This is a genomic window from Fischerella muscicola PCC 7414 (genome assembly GCF_000317205.1).
GTDB classification, from domain to species: Bacteria; Cyanobacteriota; Cyanobacteriia; order Cyanobacteriales; family Nostocaceae; genus Fischerella; species Fischerella muscicola.
In genome coordinates this window covers 23,864-38,468 of sequence record NZ_AJLK01000030.1, presented here as the reverse complement: position 1 = coordinate 38,468, position 14,605 = coordinate 23,864, and the positions used below count along the sequence as shown (strand labels likewise).

Genomic DNA, 14,605 nt, shown 5'->3' with positions numbered 1-14,605 from the left:
AACTATGGAATTTGAGTTACATGAAAGACGAATAATCTCCTTAGGGCGACATATTTTGTGTCTACCCTAGACACCCTTTCTTGATAAATAATGTCCTCTGGGCGCACCTATTACTTGTCCTTGCTCATAAATTATATTTCCTCGCAAAAAGGTACTTTTCACCCGTCCAGTTAACTCCAATCCTTCAAAGGGGGTATAACCTTGCTGCGACTCCGAGTCAGCAGCACGGACAACAAAGGTTTCACTTGGATCTAACAGCACCAAATCGGCATCGTAACCAACTGCAATATCACCTTTTGAATTTAATCCAAATCTTTGGGCAGGATTCCAGCTTAATAACTCAGCCATATGATTGTAGGACATGCCGCGCTTGCTACCTTCACTAAAAACACCGGAAAGTAGGTATTCTGTGCCACCAAAGCCGGATTTAGCCAGCCAAATATTATTGGGATCTTTCAAACTAGCTTTTTTCTCAGCGGAACAACAGGCATGATCGCTGACGATCCAATCAACTTGACGATTGAGTACAGCTTGCCACAGGTATTCTACATCTGCACGGTGACGGATGGGGGGGTTCACCTTTGCCCATTTGCCCGTAGGTGCATCTACATCTAATAAAAGATGTCCAACTGTTACTTCCCGACGGAAATTGATGTGAGGAAAGATTGTTTGCATCATCAAAGCAGCTTCCACTGCTTTGCGGGAACTGAGGTGTAACAGATTGATATTGAGACAATTAGTTTCGTGTGCTAAGTAGGAAGCAATGCAAATGGCTAACCCTTCAGAATGAGGCGGACGCGCTGCACTATATGCTTTTAAACCAGTGAGGCTGGAGTCTTGCTGGACAATTTTGGTGTAGGCGTTGAGGATTTCGGCTACTTCGCAATGGAGACTGAGACTCAGGCGATCGCTTGCTTGGGGATACAATTCTCTCAGCTTGGTCAGACCACGCATGATAAATTCAAAGTGAGCAAAGTCATACCTTTCCTCTTTATTAATCATCAAAAACAGATTTTGTTGATCAGAAAGACCATGCAAACCATAGCCACCATAAAACATAAAGATTTTAAATGACCCAATCCCATATTCCTCAAATAGCATTTGCATCTCATCGATATGAATCGCGCTAATTGGGGCAATATGATAACCGTAATCAACAAAAAAATTCCCCTGTGATAGTGCCAAAACTTCTGGAAAAAAATCTCTGTAAGAGCCGCCTTTGTTGAGATAATACTGCCCTGTACGGATGTAATTCAGACTGCTAGTCACGCCTCCGGTTGCTGCTGCTTTGGTTTCCGTCACCGCATCTTGATCCAGGGGTTGATAAATACCGATATGCATGTGTGCATCCACAACTCCAGGAAAACCCAGCAAGTTTTGGGCATCAAATATTTCTTTGCCTTCGTCTGGGTTAATATGAGGAGCAACCTGGGTAAATTTCCCATCCTTAATTCCTAAATCAAGCACTTCGACTGCATCCACATGGGGACGCACTACCCGCACATTTTTAATAATTTTATCTAATAGGGGGGCTTCAGACACAGTAGACTTCTCAATCCTTGTAAAAATTCAGATCCAGAACTTCGGCTGCTGGTGTTTTAAATAGTAATGGATAAATATCCTGGTTTAGCTAGGACTTCCAACATCCTATCGAAACGTATGGTCAATTCCATCAATATGTAACGATTTTTGATAAGGGCGAGAAAATTTAGAAAATGCGCGATCGCTATTCTATGCTCAATCGGAATGTTAGCCGTCTTAATCCTTGTTCACAAAAAATATCCTCATAGTGGAAAGCTACGTTATCCCTTGTGATAATCTGAATAAGATCATTTGTTCTTCTCTGAAGATGACTAGCCTACCGCATCCGATACAGTATCAGGGTAGTAAAAGAAATCTTGCATCAGATATTCTTAAGTTCCTACCTAATAGAGTAGAAAGGTTGGTAGAGCCTTTTACAGGAACCGCAGCTATCAGTATTGCTGCTGCTGCCAAACGCATTTCTCAAAACTTCTGGCTGAATGACCTAAACAAGCCACTTATTGAACTATTGCAGCTAATTATAGAAGAACCACATGAAATAGCGGATGCATATGCAGATATATGGAACAAGCAACATCATGATTCTGTAAGTCACTATTTTGAAGTTAGAGAAGTATTTAATAAAACTAATGATCCAACGCTTTTTCTATATTTATTGGCTCGATGTGTAAAAGGGGCAGTTCGATATAACTCTGAAGGATTCTTCAATCAAAGCCCTGATAAGAGGCGCAAAGGAACTCAACCTGAAAAGATGCGGAAAAATATAGAAGGTGTTTCTGCACTCTTAAAGGGTAAATGTAAATTCACATGCTTAGATTACAGAGAAGTTTTATCCGACGTGAACAATAGTGATTTTGTTTACATGGATCCTCCTTACCAAGGTGTATGTGGAGATAGAGATTCAAGATATTTCTCTGGAATTCATTTTGATGATTTTGTTCTAGCCCTTGAACAACTAAATCGAAGGGGAGTAGCGTTTGCAATTAGCTATGACGGTAAGCGAGGTAGTAAAACCTTTGGTCATACACTACCTAAAGAATTAGGACTCAAAAGGATTGAAATAAAAGTAGGGCGATCATCACAAGCAACACTACTGGGTAGAGAGGAAATAACAGTAGAGTCTCTATACTTATCACCAAATTTACCAAGTGGTCAGCTTGCAGAGTTAGCAGGCTATATTAGCGAAACATCGAGACAACTGACTCTCTTGGAAAAGCACGGACACTTCTCAACAGCTACCCGATGATTTTATACAATTTTGCCAATCTGTAACTGCTAAAAGACCAAAAGCAGTTATTGATCATATCTTGCAATATGGTTTTATTACCACAGAGGATTTGAAGCAAAGGTATGGCTACAATCATCCTCCAAGAGCAGCTAGAGATGTTCGAGAACATGGAATTCCTTTGGAAACTTTCCGTGTCACAGGAAGTGACGGAAGAAAAATAGCAGCCTACAGATTTGGCGATGTTAGCAAGGCAAGGTTTTCTAGATTATCTGGTAGAACTGCTTTATCAAAACAGATTAAAGATGAGTTAATCAGAAGATACGGTTGTAAGTGCTTTATTTATCTAGAGGAAGTTGATAAGCGCGAGTTGCAAATTGATCATCCCATTCCTTTTGAAGTTGATGGCGAACCAGATCTAGAACCAGATAACTTTATGCTGCTTTGTGGTTCTGCTAATCGAGCTAAATCTTGGTCATGTGAACATTGCGAAAATTGGAATAGCATTAAAGATAAGTCTATTTGCTTATCATGTTACTGGGCATATCCAGAAAATTATACCCATATTGCAATGCAGCAGATAAGGAGAATAGACCTTTTGTGGGAAGGAGATGATGTTGAAATCTATGAAAGGTTGAAACAACAAGCTGTCAATCTAGAAAAAGAAATCCCTGAATTTGTAAAGGAAATTATTGAACGAGAAGTAGGGCGAGACAACGACGGCTAACACTGCATGACTACAGACTTAACAGAGGTTATTAGTGAGTATCAAAAATTACTTGACGCTGTAAAACTTCACTTTGAAAAATATTTTTTATACTTACTATATAGGTACTCTCTTATTTAAGCATATTCAGGAGAAAAGATAATGGAAAGTTTTAATGAGTATCATCTTGATCCAAAGCAATTTCCTTTTATCAACAGCCTTCAAGAGAATTGGCAAGTGATTAGAGATGAATTTACACACTTTATTAACAATGCATCTGATGAAGAATTAAAGTTCACTTATGATGTTCTGGGGCCTAAGAGTAAAACGATTAAAACCAAAGGTAGTGCAAAATATAATGCTTTTGGAATTTTATTTCAAGGTTTGTTTATTGAAGAATATATTCAAGTACATCAAATAAAATATCCTGATTATGGCTCATCTGAGGCATCAGAAAAAGCACTGGCATTAAGAGAAAAATATTTCCCAAATTTGGCTAAGGTAATCGAAAAAGTAAACTTTAGCGAAGATAATATTCTCAGAAATGTGTATTTTGGTACATTCCATCCAGGCTTAGATATTAAGCTGCATGTAAACTATAACCCTCACATGAATCGTGGTTATTTAGGATTGATTGTGCCAGAAGGGGATGTGGCGATGAAAATATGTCACGAAAAGCTTTATTGGCATGAAGGGGAATTCATGGTTTTAGATCACAGCTATCCCCACTGTCCGCATAATTACACTAATTATGATAGAACAGTCTTAGTTGTAGACTTTTTTAAACCGGATTGGCCAACAGAAGAAGCGATTCAGTTTGAAAAAGAGCAGGTGACAGAAAGAATGCAAGATAATCCTTACAGTTTAGGTGTTTTTGGTAAAAGTGATAAAGCCAAAGAAGAAGATTTTATTAAGTATGGTTTAGCTCATCAATTAGAGTGGGACAAAGCCTTATCAGTGAACAGTTAACAGTAAGTAGTGGCGTGACAAGGTTAAAATAGTGTAATAAATCTCTTCTTCTATCTGGTGTGTTCTCTCTTGCCTGGTGCGGTTTATTAATGCACAAATTTAGTCTTGTCAGCCCACTAAAATTTACCTAATTGGCGTCTTCAGAAATAAAAGCTAAACTTAAGATTTGGAAATGAAGGTAAAAACCTACAAAAGGTTAATAGCAAAGCAAATTAGTCAAGATTTTAAATCCACTGTTGAAATTGTCGAAATTCCTATTCCCAAACCTGATACTAATCAACTTTTAATTCAAAATAAATTTGCTGGTATCAATGCTGGTTTTGATGCCTTACTTTGCCAAGGTAAAGTTCCCTATGTTAACTTAACTCCTCCTTTTGATTTAGGTGTAGAAGCTGTCGGCGAAGTCGTAGCTGTAGGAGATAATGTTGAAGATTTTCAAGTAGGTGATGCTGTTGTCACTACTGTACGGGGAGGAGGTTATCGCGAGTACCAAGTTATAGATGCCAATCTTGCAGTCAAAGTTCGCCAATCAACACCAGAAGTACTAACTCTCATGCCTACCGGAATATCAGCTTTGCTGGCATTAGAAAAAGTAGGAGAGATGAAAAGTAATGAAGTAGTTTTAGTGACAGCAGCAGCAGGGGGAACAGGACATATTGCGGTACAGTTGGCAAAGTTAGCTGGTAATCATGTGATTGGTACTTGTGGTTCACAAGCGAAAGCAGAATTGTTACAAAAATTGGGTTGCGATCGCATCATCAACTACCGCAGCGAAAATCTCAATCAAGTCCTCAAAAATGAATATCCCAATGGCATTAACCTAGTTTTCGATTGTATTGGCAAACAAGTTTTTGATACTTGTGTAGAAAATCTCGCAATCCGAGGACGTTTAGTTGTAGTTGGTTTTATTTCCGAATATGGCAAAGATTTAGAACAAGTCACACAGCCTCGTATTTATCATAAACTCTTTTGGAAAGCTGCCTCTGTACGCGGTTTTCTTATGCCTCTCTATCAAGAATATGCTGCCGAAGCACGCGATCGCTTGTTAAATCTGTTCTATACCAATCAACTCAAAGTAGCCATAGATCCAACCCAATTTCACGGTATAGAATCCATCCCCACAGCAGTTGAATATTTACTCAGTGGTGAAAATTGCGGCAAAGTAGTTGTAAAACTATAAAACTTCAGTGTAAACACAAACAACATAAACACACAACCAAAATCCATCAGTGTGCATCAGTGTGCATCTGTGTTCGTTCCATCAAACATGATCTTCCTCATCACGACAATCCATCAGTGTGCATCAGTGTGCATCTGTGTTCGTTCCATCAAACATGATCTTCCTCATCACGACAATCCATCAGAAATTAAACACTTCCATAAACAGGAACCGCAGCACCTCGAATATCCTTAGCTGCTTCCGACGCTAAAAAGCAAATCACCTGCGCCAAAGACTCAGCTTTTACCCATTTATCAGCATTTTCCACACCCATCGCTTCCCGGTTACTAGGAGTATCAATAACACTAGGAAGAACTACATTAGCAGTAATATTAGTTCCTTTGGTTTCGTCTGCGATCGCTTTCGTCAGCGCAACCACACCAGCTTTAGAAGCACAATACGCCGCTAGTTGTCCAGATGGTTCCACAGCACCTCTAGAACCAACAGTTACAATCCGTCCATAGCCATTTTCTAACATTCTCCTCAGGCTATGTTTACAAACCAAAAAAGTTGTAGTCAGGTTTAAATCAAAATCCCGTTGCCAATTTTCCAAGCTGTATTCATGGGTTTTTCCCATCGCAAATCCACCCACCAGATGAATTAACACATCTACTTTTTGCATCTGGTTGATGACATTTTCTACTGAAGCTTCTTCTGCTAAATTTGCAGAGACAAACTTAATTCTGGCAATTTCAGCAGGTGAGAGAATTCCCTTGAGACGTTCGACTTCTTGAGGGTTGTAATAAGGAATTGTGATTGCTGCTGCACCTTGTGCTAAAACTGCTGGTGTTAAGCCTAAACCTAATCCACCAGTACCGCCTGTAAGTAAAATGTGCTTGCCTTTCATGAGTTTGTTCAGTTCTGCAATATATCAAATTCTCGGCGAATGTCTAATAAAGAACGCTCAAATAATGGTTCGTAGTCAAAATAGGGCCAGAATTTCTTTCTACCACGGTTTTTAAACCACATGACAACTAGCGCTGGTAAGAATCTTGGCAATACTGCCAATATCGAAGTATACAACCATAGTAAACCTTGATGCTCCACCAAGTCGTTGTACATCACCTCTACTGCTGGATGTTGGCGATCGCGTAGATAATCTCGAAATTTGTAATCACTAACAATAAAAGTTAGAGGTAGTAATCTTAGCTCATCATACATGTTGGTATCGCAACCAAACACGACATGGGTAACATCATGAGCCATCATGATTTTAGCGAAGTCAGCAGGCATTTGATGTGGATCGCTAACACCAGGATTCAGCGCGTAATACTCTTCTAGTCCTTGCCGTGGGGTTTGAGTACTGTTTTTATCGGTATATTGAGGCTTAATCATAACTGTACTCATTAGTATCGATACGAAATAGTATCGTAATTTATTTTGGAAATGTCAAATGAACCCATCAAAAAATCAGCCGGAAGACCACGCAGTCCCCAATCTCATCAAGCCATTTTGCAAGCTACCCTCGATTTGTTAGCTCAGATGGGTTACGATCGCTTGAGTATAGATGCGATCGCTGCTCATGCTGGTGTTGGCAAAACTACAATCTATCGACGCTATCGCTCTAAAGAAGAACTAGTTGCAGATGCAATTGAAAGTATTCGTGAAGAGATAAAAATTCCTGATACAGGAACAGTGTGGGGTGACTTGGACTCTATCATAGAGAACGCTGTGCAAACTAGCCTAACGCCTATTGGTCGGCAAATTTTGGCTATGATTATCAGCGCTGCTTCCAGCAATCCTAAATTTGCTCAAGTCTATTGGCAAAAATACTTACAACCACGACGAGCAGGTTTTCATATTGTAATTGAGCGCGCTAAAGCCAGACAAGAAATTCAAACTGATATAGATAGTGATTTAGTCTTTGATTTAATTAGCGGTATCATGCTTTATGCAATGGTATTTACACCCACAAGTGAACCAATTTCAGCCTATATTCGTCGTGCCATTAGCCTGATTCTGAAATAAAAATAAAAGATTGTACTTTTCAGGAATTACATAGTGCCATAAAGTAGTAAGGTAGAAAAACGAGTTTAATAATTATGAATTATGAGTTAATAACTATTAAATATAACTTTTGATTGTAGTCTTTAACTTGAATTTAACCTATTTACTCTATGGCTAGACGTACCTCTTCCCCATCTCCTGTGACTGCCACAACTACACTAGCTCTTTCATCTGTTCATATTCGTCTCGAAGCGCTAGAAAAAGAACACCAATGGCTGCTGAAACAGATTAAGAGAAAACAAAAAGAACTGAATAATTTTGTTGAGCAGATGCGCTCCTTCGCTACAGAAATATTTCATAGAGGTACTCCCAGCTTTAAAAAACTTGCAGAAATTGACGAAGAGATTCATAGATTATTTGATGAAATATTTGCCACCAGAAATTTTGGTAAACAAACCAAGAAAAGTATTGAGGGAATTTACCGAAATCTCCAAATGGCGGGAATCATTAGTCCAAAACGCGATCGCGATGATTCAGACACAGAATTAGATGAACTGTTTGAAACAGATGAGCAAGAGCAAGAATTTTTTGGTTCTTCTCAACAAAACAATTATCAGCATCAACAACAGTCAGAATTTATCGCTACAAGTAAATCTGATGAATCGAGAAAGATTAGAAACACATTTTTGAGGTTAGCGGAAATATTTCACCCTGATAAAGTGACTGATGATGAAACGCAAATGCGTCATACAGAAATCATGAAGGAAATTAATAAAGCTTACCAAGAAGGGGATTTAGCTCGACTTTTAGAAATTGAACGACAACATCAAGCAGGAGAATCTGTAGATAGTAACAATGAAGATGATTTAACCCGCAAATGTCATCGTTTAGAACAAGAAACTGAATTCCTCAAAACCCAATATGAGACGATCAAAAGGGAACTGCGTTTAGTCAAAAATACCCCAGAAGGGATGATAGTTGCTGATTGTCGCAAAATCGCCAAAGAGGGAATTGATCCTATAGATCAGATGTTAGGACAAGTTGAATCGGAAATTCAAGTTATCTCTCATATCCGCGATTTTGTAAAAGATTTTCGAGAGCAGAAAATCACAATTAAAGAGTTTCTCTGTGGGCCAACTATTTTGCAACAGATGAACCAGGAAGTTATGGAAGATTTGTTAGAACAGATGTTGGAAGAATTAGGCGCAAGAATAGTGTTTTAACAGTTAACAGTTATCAACCCTGTCTTCAGTGACCTGGTAACGTAGAACTAAAAGAATATGATCAATTGTGTTCACTTGCATTTTATTATCAGACTACCTTGGCGCTAATGTGTTTTATCAAGTGAAGTTTTATTTGCAAATCATTACCTTTTTTGTAGTACAGGAATGAAGTGTTCTGGAATACCCGCTAACCGAATAGCGGTGCATCCAAGCTGATAAGCGAACTCGATTGATTCTCCGGCTGCCAACGCATTGTAGAAACCTACTGCAAATTCGATAGCAGCTTTATCCCCAATCGCTTTATTCATACCAATCACATAGGGAATATGCTGGACTATCACTTTGGCTTGAACTTCTGAGTAACAGGCATTGAGGAGAACACACTCAACCTGATTGGCAAATAACTTGAATAATTCAGCTAAACCCTCTGTGCTTACCAACTGCACTTTCCCATTTTCATCCTCTAGTGCTAAACCATCATTCCCTGCACCATGACTGCTAAAATGAACTATTTGCGGCTTGAAGTCTAATAGCGATTGGTAAACATCTCGAACACGCACAGCCCACCTTTGCTTCAAATCGAAAAGCTCACGTTTTTTAGCTCTCTGCAATCCTGTATCAATTTCTCTCACCTCTTCATCTAGTCGCAAAGGTGGGGTTGTTTTTGGATTTGCTGCCAAAATCAAAATAGTTTTGACAGCATACTCACTCTTTTCTGACACAATATCTTCTGTCTTGCTTATATTTTTAATTGCCCTTGCCTTTTTTCCTAGCTATGTTTTCAGCGGAGATTGTACCACCATACATTTGGATTCCTTGATTTTCAGTGTTATTGTTCAAAATCATGATCTCCTTATTTTTAATTAGCTATATAAACTTGTTTCAATTTGTTGTCTGTCGAGTAGATATTTACTACCTTGCCCTCTAAATTATTTCTAAGTCAGTTCATTATTTATTTATATTTATTTTGGGAAGTTTTCATCTAGAAGACTAAAACTAATCTTAAGTCTATATGTTCTATTTTACTTGTATTTTGTTATACCTCTTTGATAGCTTAACCACATTACTAATTACTGCTTTTGCTTGTTCTCCTACCGAGAGTGTTTTAACCTTAATATTCCCACCAGAAACAATCATTCCACTGTTGAATATTGCCATTTGTCTTTCTTTCAAATCTGAAGTATCTATGTTTTTACTTTCCAAAAAATCAGATAGACTATCTATAATTTCGCGCTCGATAACTTTGAAGTACATTTCCTTGTCTAGGCTCTGAAAATATTGACTAAATTCTGAAGAACTTGCTATTTCACGCAAACTCATAATCGCTCCATAATTGAAATTAGCAGTTTCTTTGATCATACGCTCACTTCTTTTGCGTCTGCTTCTATCTAGCCATGCTTCAATTATTGTTTTCAAGAGTATGGGAAGTAGTACCCAAATTAGATCAAACAATCCAAGGCTCAACCCAAATTTTACAAATAATCCATTTGCTTCTGTCCACTCAATAGAAAATAAAAATAATATAAAAAATCGAGAAAAAGTTATTTCTAATATAGAGTCTAGTAAAACTCTCCTAATTTTTGTGAAGGTTATACCCGGTGCAATTGTATCAATTTCCTTATAATCATCCTTGACAGGAGGAAGCAGAAAATAACTATTTTCAACAAAGAGATTTTTCTTAAATTTTCTAAATCTTAGAAATACAGAAAATACCAATTCTCCATTCCATGTAATTACTTTAATATGCTTGTAGGCACGAATATGCTTAGTATCGGTATTTACAAATTTTTTGATGACTGAAGAATCTACCTGATAAGATGGATGGCTAAAAGGATTAGGTAGAAACAGGCTATTATTTTGGATTTCCTGTCCGTTTACACATACCTTATCCTCAATGGTTAATCCATATAAATCTAAATCTCTTATCGAATTAAACACATGTTTATATAATTCTTCCACTTCAAATGGAATTGGTTGTTGTGTTTTTCCTATCTCCTCTCTTCCCTTACTAATATTCAGAGAGAAAGACCATCCACCAATATCAGATCCAGAACCTACAAACGGAGAAAATCCTCCGTAAACGATGACATTACCATTTTGCTCTTGAGTTAGCTTTTCAAGTCTTGTTTCTAAGCTTTTTCCGAAATTAAATTTAGCAACAGAATTGCTAATATTACTTTTTGATAGCTTTTGTGCAAGTACTCTATAACGTAGATTCCATTTTTTAACAAAAACAATTCCAATAGCAGCAATTATCAAGTTTGCAGATATGAAATATTTATTATTTGCAATTAAATTATCTATAATATTTACAAAATAAAACAGAAAAAATAGAATTGCCAATAGAACATCTAGTTCAAATTCTTGCTTTTTCGCTACCAGACAATGTTGAACTACAATTGACAAATCAACTCCGTAACATTTAGCAATAGCATTATACTCCTCTTTGAGAATCTTCTGGATAACTAATTCACGTAAATTTTTGTCAAGATAAGCAGCAGCACAGAGATACCTAGTCGAATCTGTCTTGCTCAAATTCATAAATTTGTTAATGTTTAAAAGTTTGCTTATGTGACTCAATAGTTTTTTCAAAAGCTTTTATCAAAGCGAGAATGACAAACATGCTACCAGTTGCAACCTCCATTTGTTGCTTATTTTAAATTTCAAAGTTGTACTTGCATTAATACTACACCGTTTCTATTACAGATTCCGCAATTGAGGTAGTTAAAGTTTATACTTGTGATTTTGACTGATGATTTTGGGTTTCGTAAACTCAATCCAACCTACAAAATCTTTTGTTTATAGGCATATCCAAGATATTTTATGTTCTTATGAAAATCAATTCTCCAGTATAGTTGCGTAAAGACTTCAGAGAACTAAGAGAAGTAACTAAGAAAAAGCCAATTCACTGATTATGATTATTGGAGATTTGAGAACATGATATCTACAGAACAACGTTGTCCATTGCCCATTTCTGCACCTGAAAATGATCAAATCAGGATAACTCAAATGAGTAGACAGCAAGGAAGGTGCTTACCTGCGACATCAATGCCAGATCGCGAATGGTGGGTAAAGTTGTGGTCTCAGCCGGAGGAAACTCTAAAAATTATGGGCTTGCAAGCTGGTATGTCTGTGCTTGATCTGGGTTGTGGATACGGACACTTTACTATTCCTGCTGCACGAATAGTAAAACCAGCACTTGTTGTTGGTGTTGATATTGATTTTCCTATCCTTGCTCAAGCTCAACAAGCAGCAAAAGAAGTTCCCAACTGTCTATTGCTTAACCAAGATATCCTTACTATCCCACAGATAATTACAAATCAGTTTGACTACATCACGATTCATAGCACTTTTCACGGTTTACCAAATCCTGTAGAGTTTGTCCGTCAAATCGTCAGTTTACTCAAACCAGAAGGGTATTTTTCAGTAGTTAACTGGCAACCAATTCCACGTGAACAAACTATTTGGTTAGACAAACCACGAGGACCTAAAACCGAGCTACGAATTTCGCCACAAAAACTACTGTCAATTGTAAAAGCAGCAACTCAAAGACTTGTAGCAGTGCAGCAAGTTGATTTACCACCCTACCATTACGGCATCATATTTAAATTGCTGTGTTGTTTGAAATACTGAAGTTAGTTGTTGCATTGACCCCTCGCAACCCCACCCCAACCCTGGAGTCAATTTTTTTTGGTTTCCCTCTTTAATAGTGCGATCGCCTATGTCTAAAATCCGGTTTTGGTAAACTATGACTATATACTTCTCATATACTCAAGAGCGATCGCCTACATTCAAGAACATTTAGATCAGGACTTAAGTTTGGATGAAATTGCGGCTGAGGTAAATCTCAGTTCATATCATTTCTCTCGTTTATTCAAACAATCAACTGGTTCAGCACCCCATCAGTATCAGATTCGCTGTCGGGTCGAACGTGCTAAGGAATTGTTGCAACAGGGTGAGATGGCGATCGCTGATATTGCAACTACTGTTGGTTTCTACGATCAAAGCCATCTCAGCCGTCATTTCAAGCGGATTGTAGGGGTTTCACCTAAAGTCATTCAACAAAACAGCAAGAACGTCCTCTGGATCAGCAAGAGCGTCCAAGACCGCAGCACTTAAGTTCTCCTACAGTAGGAGTAGATAACAAAGAGCGTGAATCGCTTACTCCAACTAGGCTTTGCAGGAAAGGATGCTCATGGCTAGTTTTGATTCTTACAAGGATAAGTATGAAAATCTCCGCATGGAGCGCACTGACTCTGGTATCTTAACAGTGACAATGCATACCAATGGTGATTCGCACATCCATACAGGTAAAGCACATCGAGAGTTTCCAGATGCGTTTGGTGAAATTGCTCGCGATCGCCAGAATGAGGTTGTTATTTTTACAGGTGCTGGCGACCAATGGATCAGCCATATTGACTTTTCCACTGTTGATGACATTACAAAACCCGCTGGCTGGTATGCCATTCTTACCGAAGCTCGTCAGCTTCTTTACAATTTTCTCGATATTGGCGTTCCTGTGATCTCAGCCGTTAATGGCCCTGCTCCCATTCATGGTGAGTATGCGCTCATGGCAGATATTATCTTAGCTGCTGAGGAGGCTTATTTTCAAGATAACCAGCATCTATCGGTCGGAGGCGGGGTTGTACCAGCCGACGGGGTGCAAATTCTCTATCCGGCTGCAATGGGTGATATTCGAGGACACTATTTTCTCTTAACGATGCAGAAGTTGACAGCCAAGGAAGCGTTGCAAATCGGCATGGTTAATGAGGTTCATCCCCGTGACAAACTGCTGACTAGAGCTAATGAGTTAGCACTCTAGTTGCTTTTTGGGAGAAAAACGATCATATTCTCAACTATCTACAAACCGGACGCTTGGAGAGTTGATCATGAAACCAGTTACTTTGATCGATAAGAGCAAACAAAAGAATCGGACTAGAAATTGTTCTTGTTCAAAAGCTTCTACAATCTAAACATTACGATCGCTCTTCAAGATTTCTTTAAATCATGCTGCCACAGGAGCATTTGCTAACCTGCCATCTTCCATATAAACAATGCGATCGGCTATGTCTAAAATCCGGTTGTCGTGAGTTACTAAAAGAATAGTACAACCCTGCTCTTTGGCTAGCATCTGCATCAAATTAACCACATCTCGACCAGATTTACTATCTAACGCCGCTGTCGGTTCATCGGCAAGGACTATTTTTGGATGACTCACCAAAGCACGAGCGATCGCTACTCGTTGTTTTTGTCCTCCCGATAAATCATCCGGGTAATAATTCAGACGATTACCCAACCCTACCATCTCTAACATCTCGGCAGCACGAGTGTACATTTCTTTTGGCGAAAGTCCATTGTGCAGTTCTAAACCCATCTTGACGTTCTGCACAGCTGTCAAACTACCATGCAAATTATGTGCTTGGAAGATATAACCATTATTACGTCGTGCCAGTGTCAGTGCTTTGTCATTTGCACCGCACAGTTCCCTTCCCAACACCCGCAAACTCCCTTCTTGAGCAGAACGCAACCCACCAACTAAAGTTAGTAGGGTAGTTTTGCCAGAACCAGAAGGGCCTGTCATGATCACAATTTCACCAGCGTTAATCTCTAAATTAATATCAAATAACGCTTGTTTGCGGAGTTGTCCTTTACCAAAGTAGTGATTGAGATTTTTAACAGAAATAACCATAATTGTTCGTAGTTGGTAGTTGGTGGTTGATTGTTGGTAGTTGGTGGTTGGTAGTTGGTGGTTGATTGTTGGTAGTTTCTCCAAA

Annotated in this window: 14 protein-coding genes and 1 pseudogene; 9 read left to right on the top strand and 6 right to left on the bottom strand. The window is 38.5% G+C overall.

Features of this window, described 5'->3' with window-relative positions; all coding sequences use genetic code 11:
* Positions 1–66: 66 nt before the first annotated feature.
* The gene (locus UYI_RS0104295) at positions 67–1,542 is read right to left on the bottom strand and encodes a dihydroorotase (protein ID WP_016865437.1); all 1,476 of its coding nucleotides are present in this window, start codon (positions 1,540–1,542) and stop codon (positions 67–69) included.
* A gap of 307 nt (positions 1,543–1,849) precedes the next feature.
* On the opposite strand from UYI_RS0104295, the gene UYI_RS0104290 reads away from it, so the two are divergent.
* The 4 genes from UYI_RS0104290 to UYI_RS0104275 all read left to right on the top strand — a co-directional run bounded on the left by UYI_RS0104290 (position 1,850) and on the right by UYI_RS0104275 (position 5,622).
* Positions 1,850–2,788 carry a Dam family site-specific DNA-(adenine-N6)-methyltransferase gene (locus UYI_RS0104290; protein ID WP_016865436.1) on the top strand — a complete coding sequence of 313 codons (939 nt, stop codon included), beginning with the start codon at positions 1,850–1,852 and terminating at the stop codon, positions 2,786–2,788.
* A 61-nt stretch (positions 2,789–2,849) separates the two neighbouring features.
* A complete protein-coding gene (locus UYI_RS0104285) occupies positions 2,850–3,494 on the top strand; it encodes a hypothetical protein (RefSeq protein ID WP_016865435.1) in 645 nt (214 codons plus the stop codon).
* A 141-nt stretch (positions 3,495–3,635) separates the two neighbouring features.
* On the top strand, positions 3,636–4,442 hold the full coding sequence (locus UYI_RS0104280; RefSeq protein WP_016865434.1) for an aspartyl/asparaginyl beta-hydroxylase domain-containing protein: 807 nt from the start codon (positions 3,636–3,638) through the stop codon (positions 4,440–4,442).
* A 172-nt stretch (positions 4,443–4,614) separates the two neighbouring features.
* Positions 4,615–5,622 (top strand): zinc-binding dehydrogenase, encoded by a 1,008-nt coding sequence (locus UYI_RS0104275; RefSeq protein WP_016865433.1) that lies wholly within the window; start codon positions 4,615–4,617, stop codon positions 5,620–5,622.
* Between the two features lie 187 nt (positions 5,623–5,809).
* Here the strand turns inward: UYI_RS0104275 and fabG are convergent, their stop codons facing one another.
* Complete coding sequence (fabG, locus tag UYI_RS0104270) at positions 5,810–6,508, bottom strand: 3-oxoacyl-ACP reductase FabG (RefSeq protein WP_016865432.1); 699 nt, start codon at positions 6,506–6,508, stop codon at positions 5,810–5,812.
* Between the two features lie 8 nt (positions 6,509–6,516).
* Positions 6,517–6,996 carry a hypothetical protein gene (locus UYI_RS0104265; RefSeq protein WP_199332253.1) on the bottom strand — a complete coding sequence of 160 codons (480 nt, stop codon included), beginning with the start codon at positions 6,994–6,996 and terminating at the stop codon, positions 6,517–6,519.
* Positions 6,997–7,047: 51 nt separating this feature from the next.
* Here UYI_RS0104265 and UYI_RS0104260 point away from each other — a divergent pair, with 51 nt between their 5' ends.
* Positions 7,048–7,629, top strand: a complete 582-nt coding sequence (locus tag UYI_RS0104260; RefSeq protein ID WP_016865430.1) for a TetR/AcrR family transcriptional regulator — start codon at positions 7,048–7,050, stop codon at positions 7,627–7,629.
* 149 nt (positions 7,630–7,778) lie between these two features.
* A complete protein-coding gene (locus UYI_RS0104255) occupies positions 7,779–8,831 on the top strand; it encodes a J domain-containing protein (protein ID WP_016865429.1) in 1,053 nt (350 codons plus the stop codon).
* A 143-nt stretch (positions 8,832–8,974) separates the two neighbouring features.
* On the opposite strand, the gene UYI_RS0104250 is transcribed toward UYI_RS0104255, so the two are convergent.
* Entirely contained in the window at positions 8,975–9,553 is a 579-nt protein-coding gene (locus UYI_RS0104250; protein WP_016865428.1) for a CHAT domain-containing protein, read from the bottom strand.
* 295 nt (positions 9,554–9,848) lie between these two features.
* Positions 9,849–11,372: a hypothetical protein gene (locus tag UYI_RS0104240; protein ID WP_016865426.1), complete on the bottom strand. Its 1,524-nt coding sequence runs from the start codon at positions 11,370–11,372 to the stop codon at positions 9,849–9,851.
* A 396-nt stretch (positions 11,373–11,768) separates the two neighbouring features.
* On the opposite strand from UYI_RS0104240, the gene UYI_RS0104235 reads away from it, so the two are divergent.
* The 3 genes and pseudogenes from UYI_RS0104235 to UYI_RS31920 all read left to right on the top strand — a co-directional run bounded on the left by UYI_RS0104235 (position 11,769) and on the right by UYI_RS31920 (position 13,653).
* A complete protein-coding gene (locus UYI_RS0104235) occupies positions 11,769–12,464 on the top strand; it encodes a class I SAM-dependent methyltransferase (protein WP_016865425.1) in 696 nt (231 codons plus the stop codon).
* 141 nt (positions 12,465–12,605) lie between these two features.
* Positions 12,606–12,950: pseudogene (locus UYI_RS0104230) on the top strand (AraC family transcriptional regulator); the annotation flags it as partial.
* A 76-nt stretch (positions 12,951–13,026) separates the two neighbouring features.
* Positions 13,027–13,653, top strand: coding sequence for an enoyl-CoA hydratase/isomerase family protein (locus tag UYI_RS31920; RefSeq protein WP_016865423.1), 627 nt, complete (start codon positions 13,027–13,029; stop codon positions 13,651–13,653).
* Positions 13,654–13,836: 183 nt separating this feature from the next.
* Here UYI_RS31920 and UYI_RS0104220 read toward each other — a convergent pair whose 3' ends face one another.
* Positions 13,837–14,520: a DevA family ABC transporter ATP-binding protein gene (locus UYI_RS0104220; RefSeq protein ID WP_026085728.1), complete on the bottom strand. Its 684-nt coding sequence runs from the start codon at positions 14,518–14,520 to the stop codon at positions 13,837–13,839.
* Positions 14,521–14,605 lie beyond the last annotated feature (85 nt).

What these genes read in the sequence shown, in the direction of transcription:
- UYI_RS0104290 (WP_016865436.1), top strand. Translation starts at nt 1,850, where the DNA reads ATGACTAGCCTACCGCATCCGATACAGTATCAGGGTAGTAAAAGAAAT.
- UYI_RS0104280 (WP_016865434.1), top strand. Translation starts at nt 3,636, where the DNA reads ATGGAAAGTTTTAATGAGTATCATCTTGATCCAAAGCAATTTCCTTTT.
- UYI_RS0104275 (WP_016865433.1), top strand. Translation starts at nt 4,615, where the DNA reads ATGAAGGTAAAAACCTACAAAAGGTTAATAGCAAAGCAAATTAGTCAA.
- fabG (WP_016865432.1), bottom strand. Translation starts at nt 6,508, where the DNA reads ATGAAAGGCAAGCACATTTTACTTACAGGCGGTACTGGTGGATTAGGT.
- UYI_RS0104265 (WP_199332253.1), bottom strand. Translation starts at nt 6,996, where the DNA reads ATGATTAAGCCTCAATATACCGATAAAAACAGTACTCAAACCCCACGG.
- UYI_RS0104260 (WP_016865430.1), top strand. Translation starts at nt 7,048, where the DNA reads ATGTCAAATGAACCCATCAAAAAATCAGCCGGAAGACCACGCAGTCCC.
- UYI_RS0104255 (WP_016865429.1), top strand. Translation starts at nt 7,779, where the DNA reads ATGGCTAGACGTACCTCTTCCCCATCTCCTGTGACTGCCACAACTACA.
- UYI_RS0104240 (WP_016865426.1), bottom strand. Translation starts at nt 11,372, where the DNA reads ATGAATTTGAGCAAGACAGATTCGACTAGGTATCTCTGTGCTGCTGCT.
- UYI_RS0104235 (WP_016865425.1), top strand. Translation starts at nt 11,769, where the DNA reads ATGATATCTACAGAACAACGTTGTCCATTGCCCATTTCTGCACCTGAA.
- UYI_RS31920 (WP_016865423.1), top strand. Translation starts at nt 13,027, where the DNA reads ATGGCTAGTTTTGATTCTTACAAGGATAAGTATGAAAATCTCCGCATG.
- UYI_RS0104220 (WP_026085728.1), bottom strand. Translation starts at nt 14,520, where the DNA reads ATGGTTATTTCTGTTAAAAATCTCAATCACTACTTTGGTAAAGGACAA.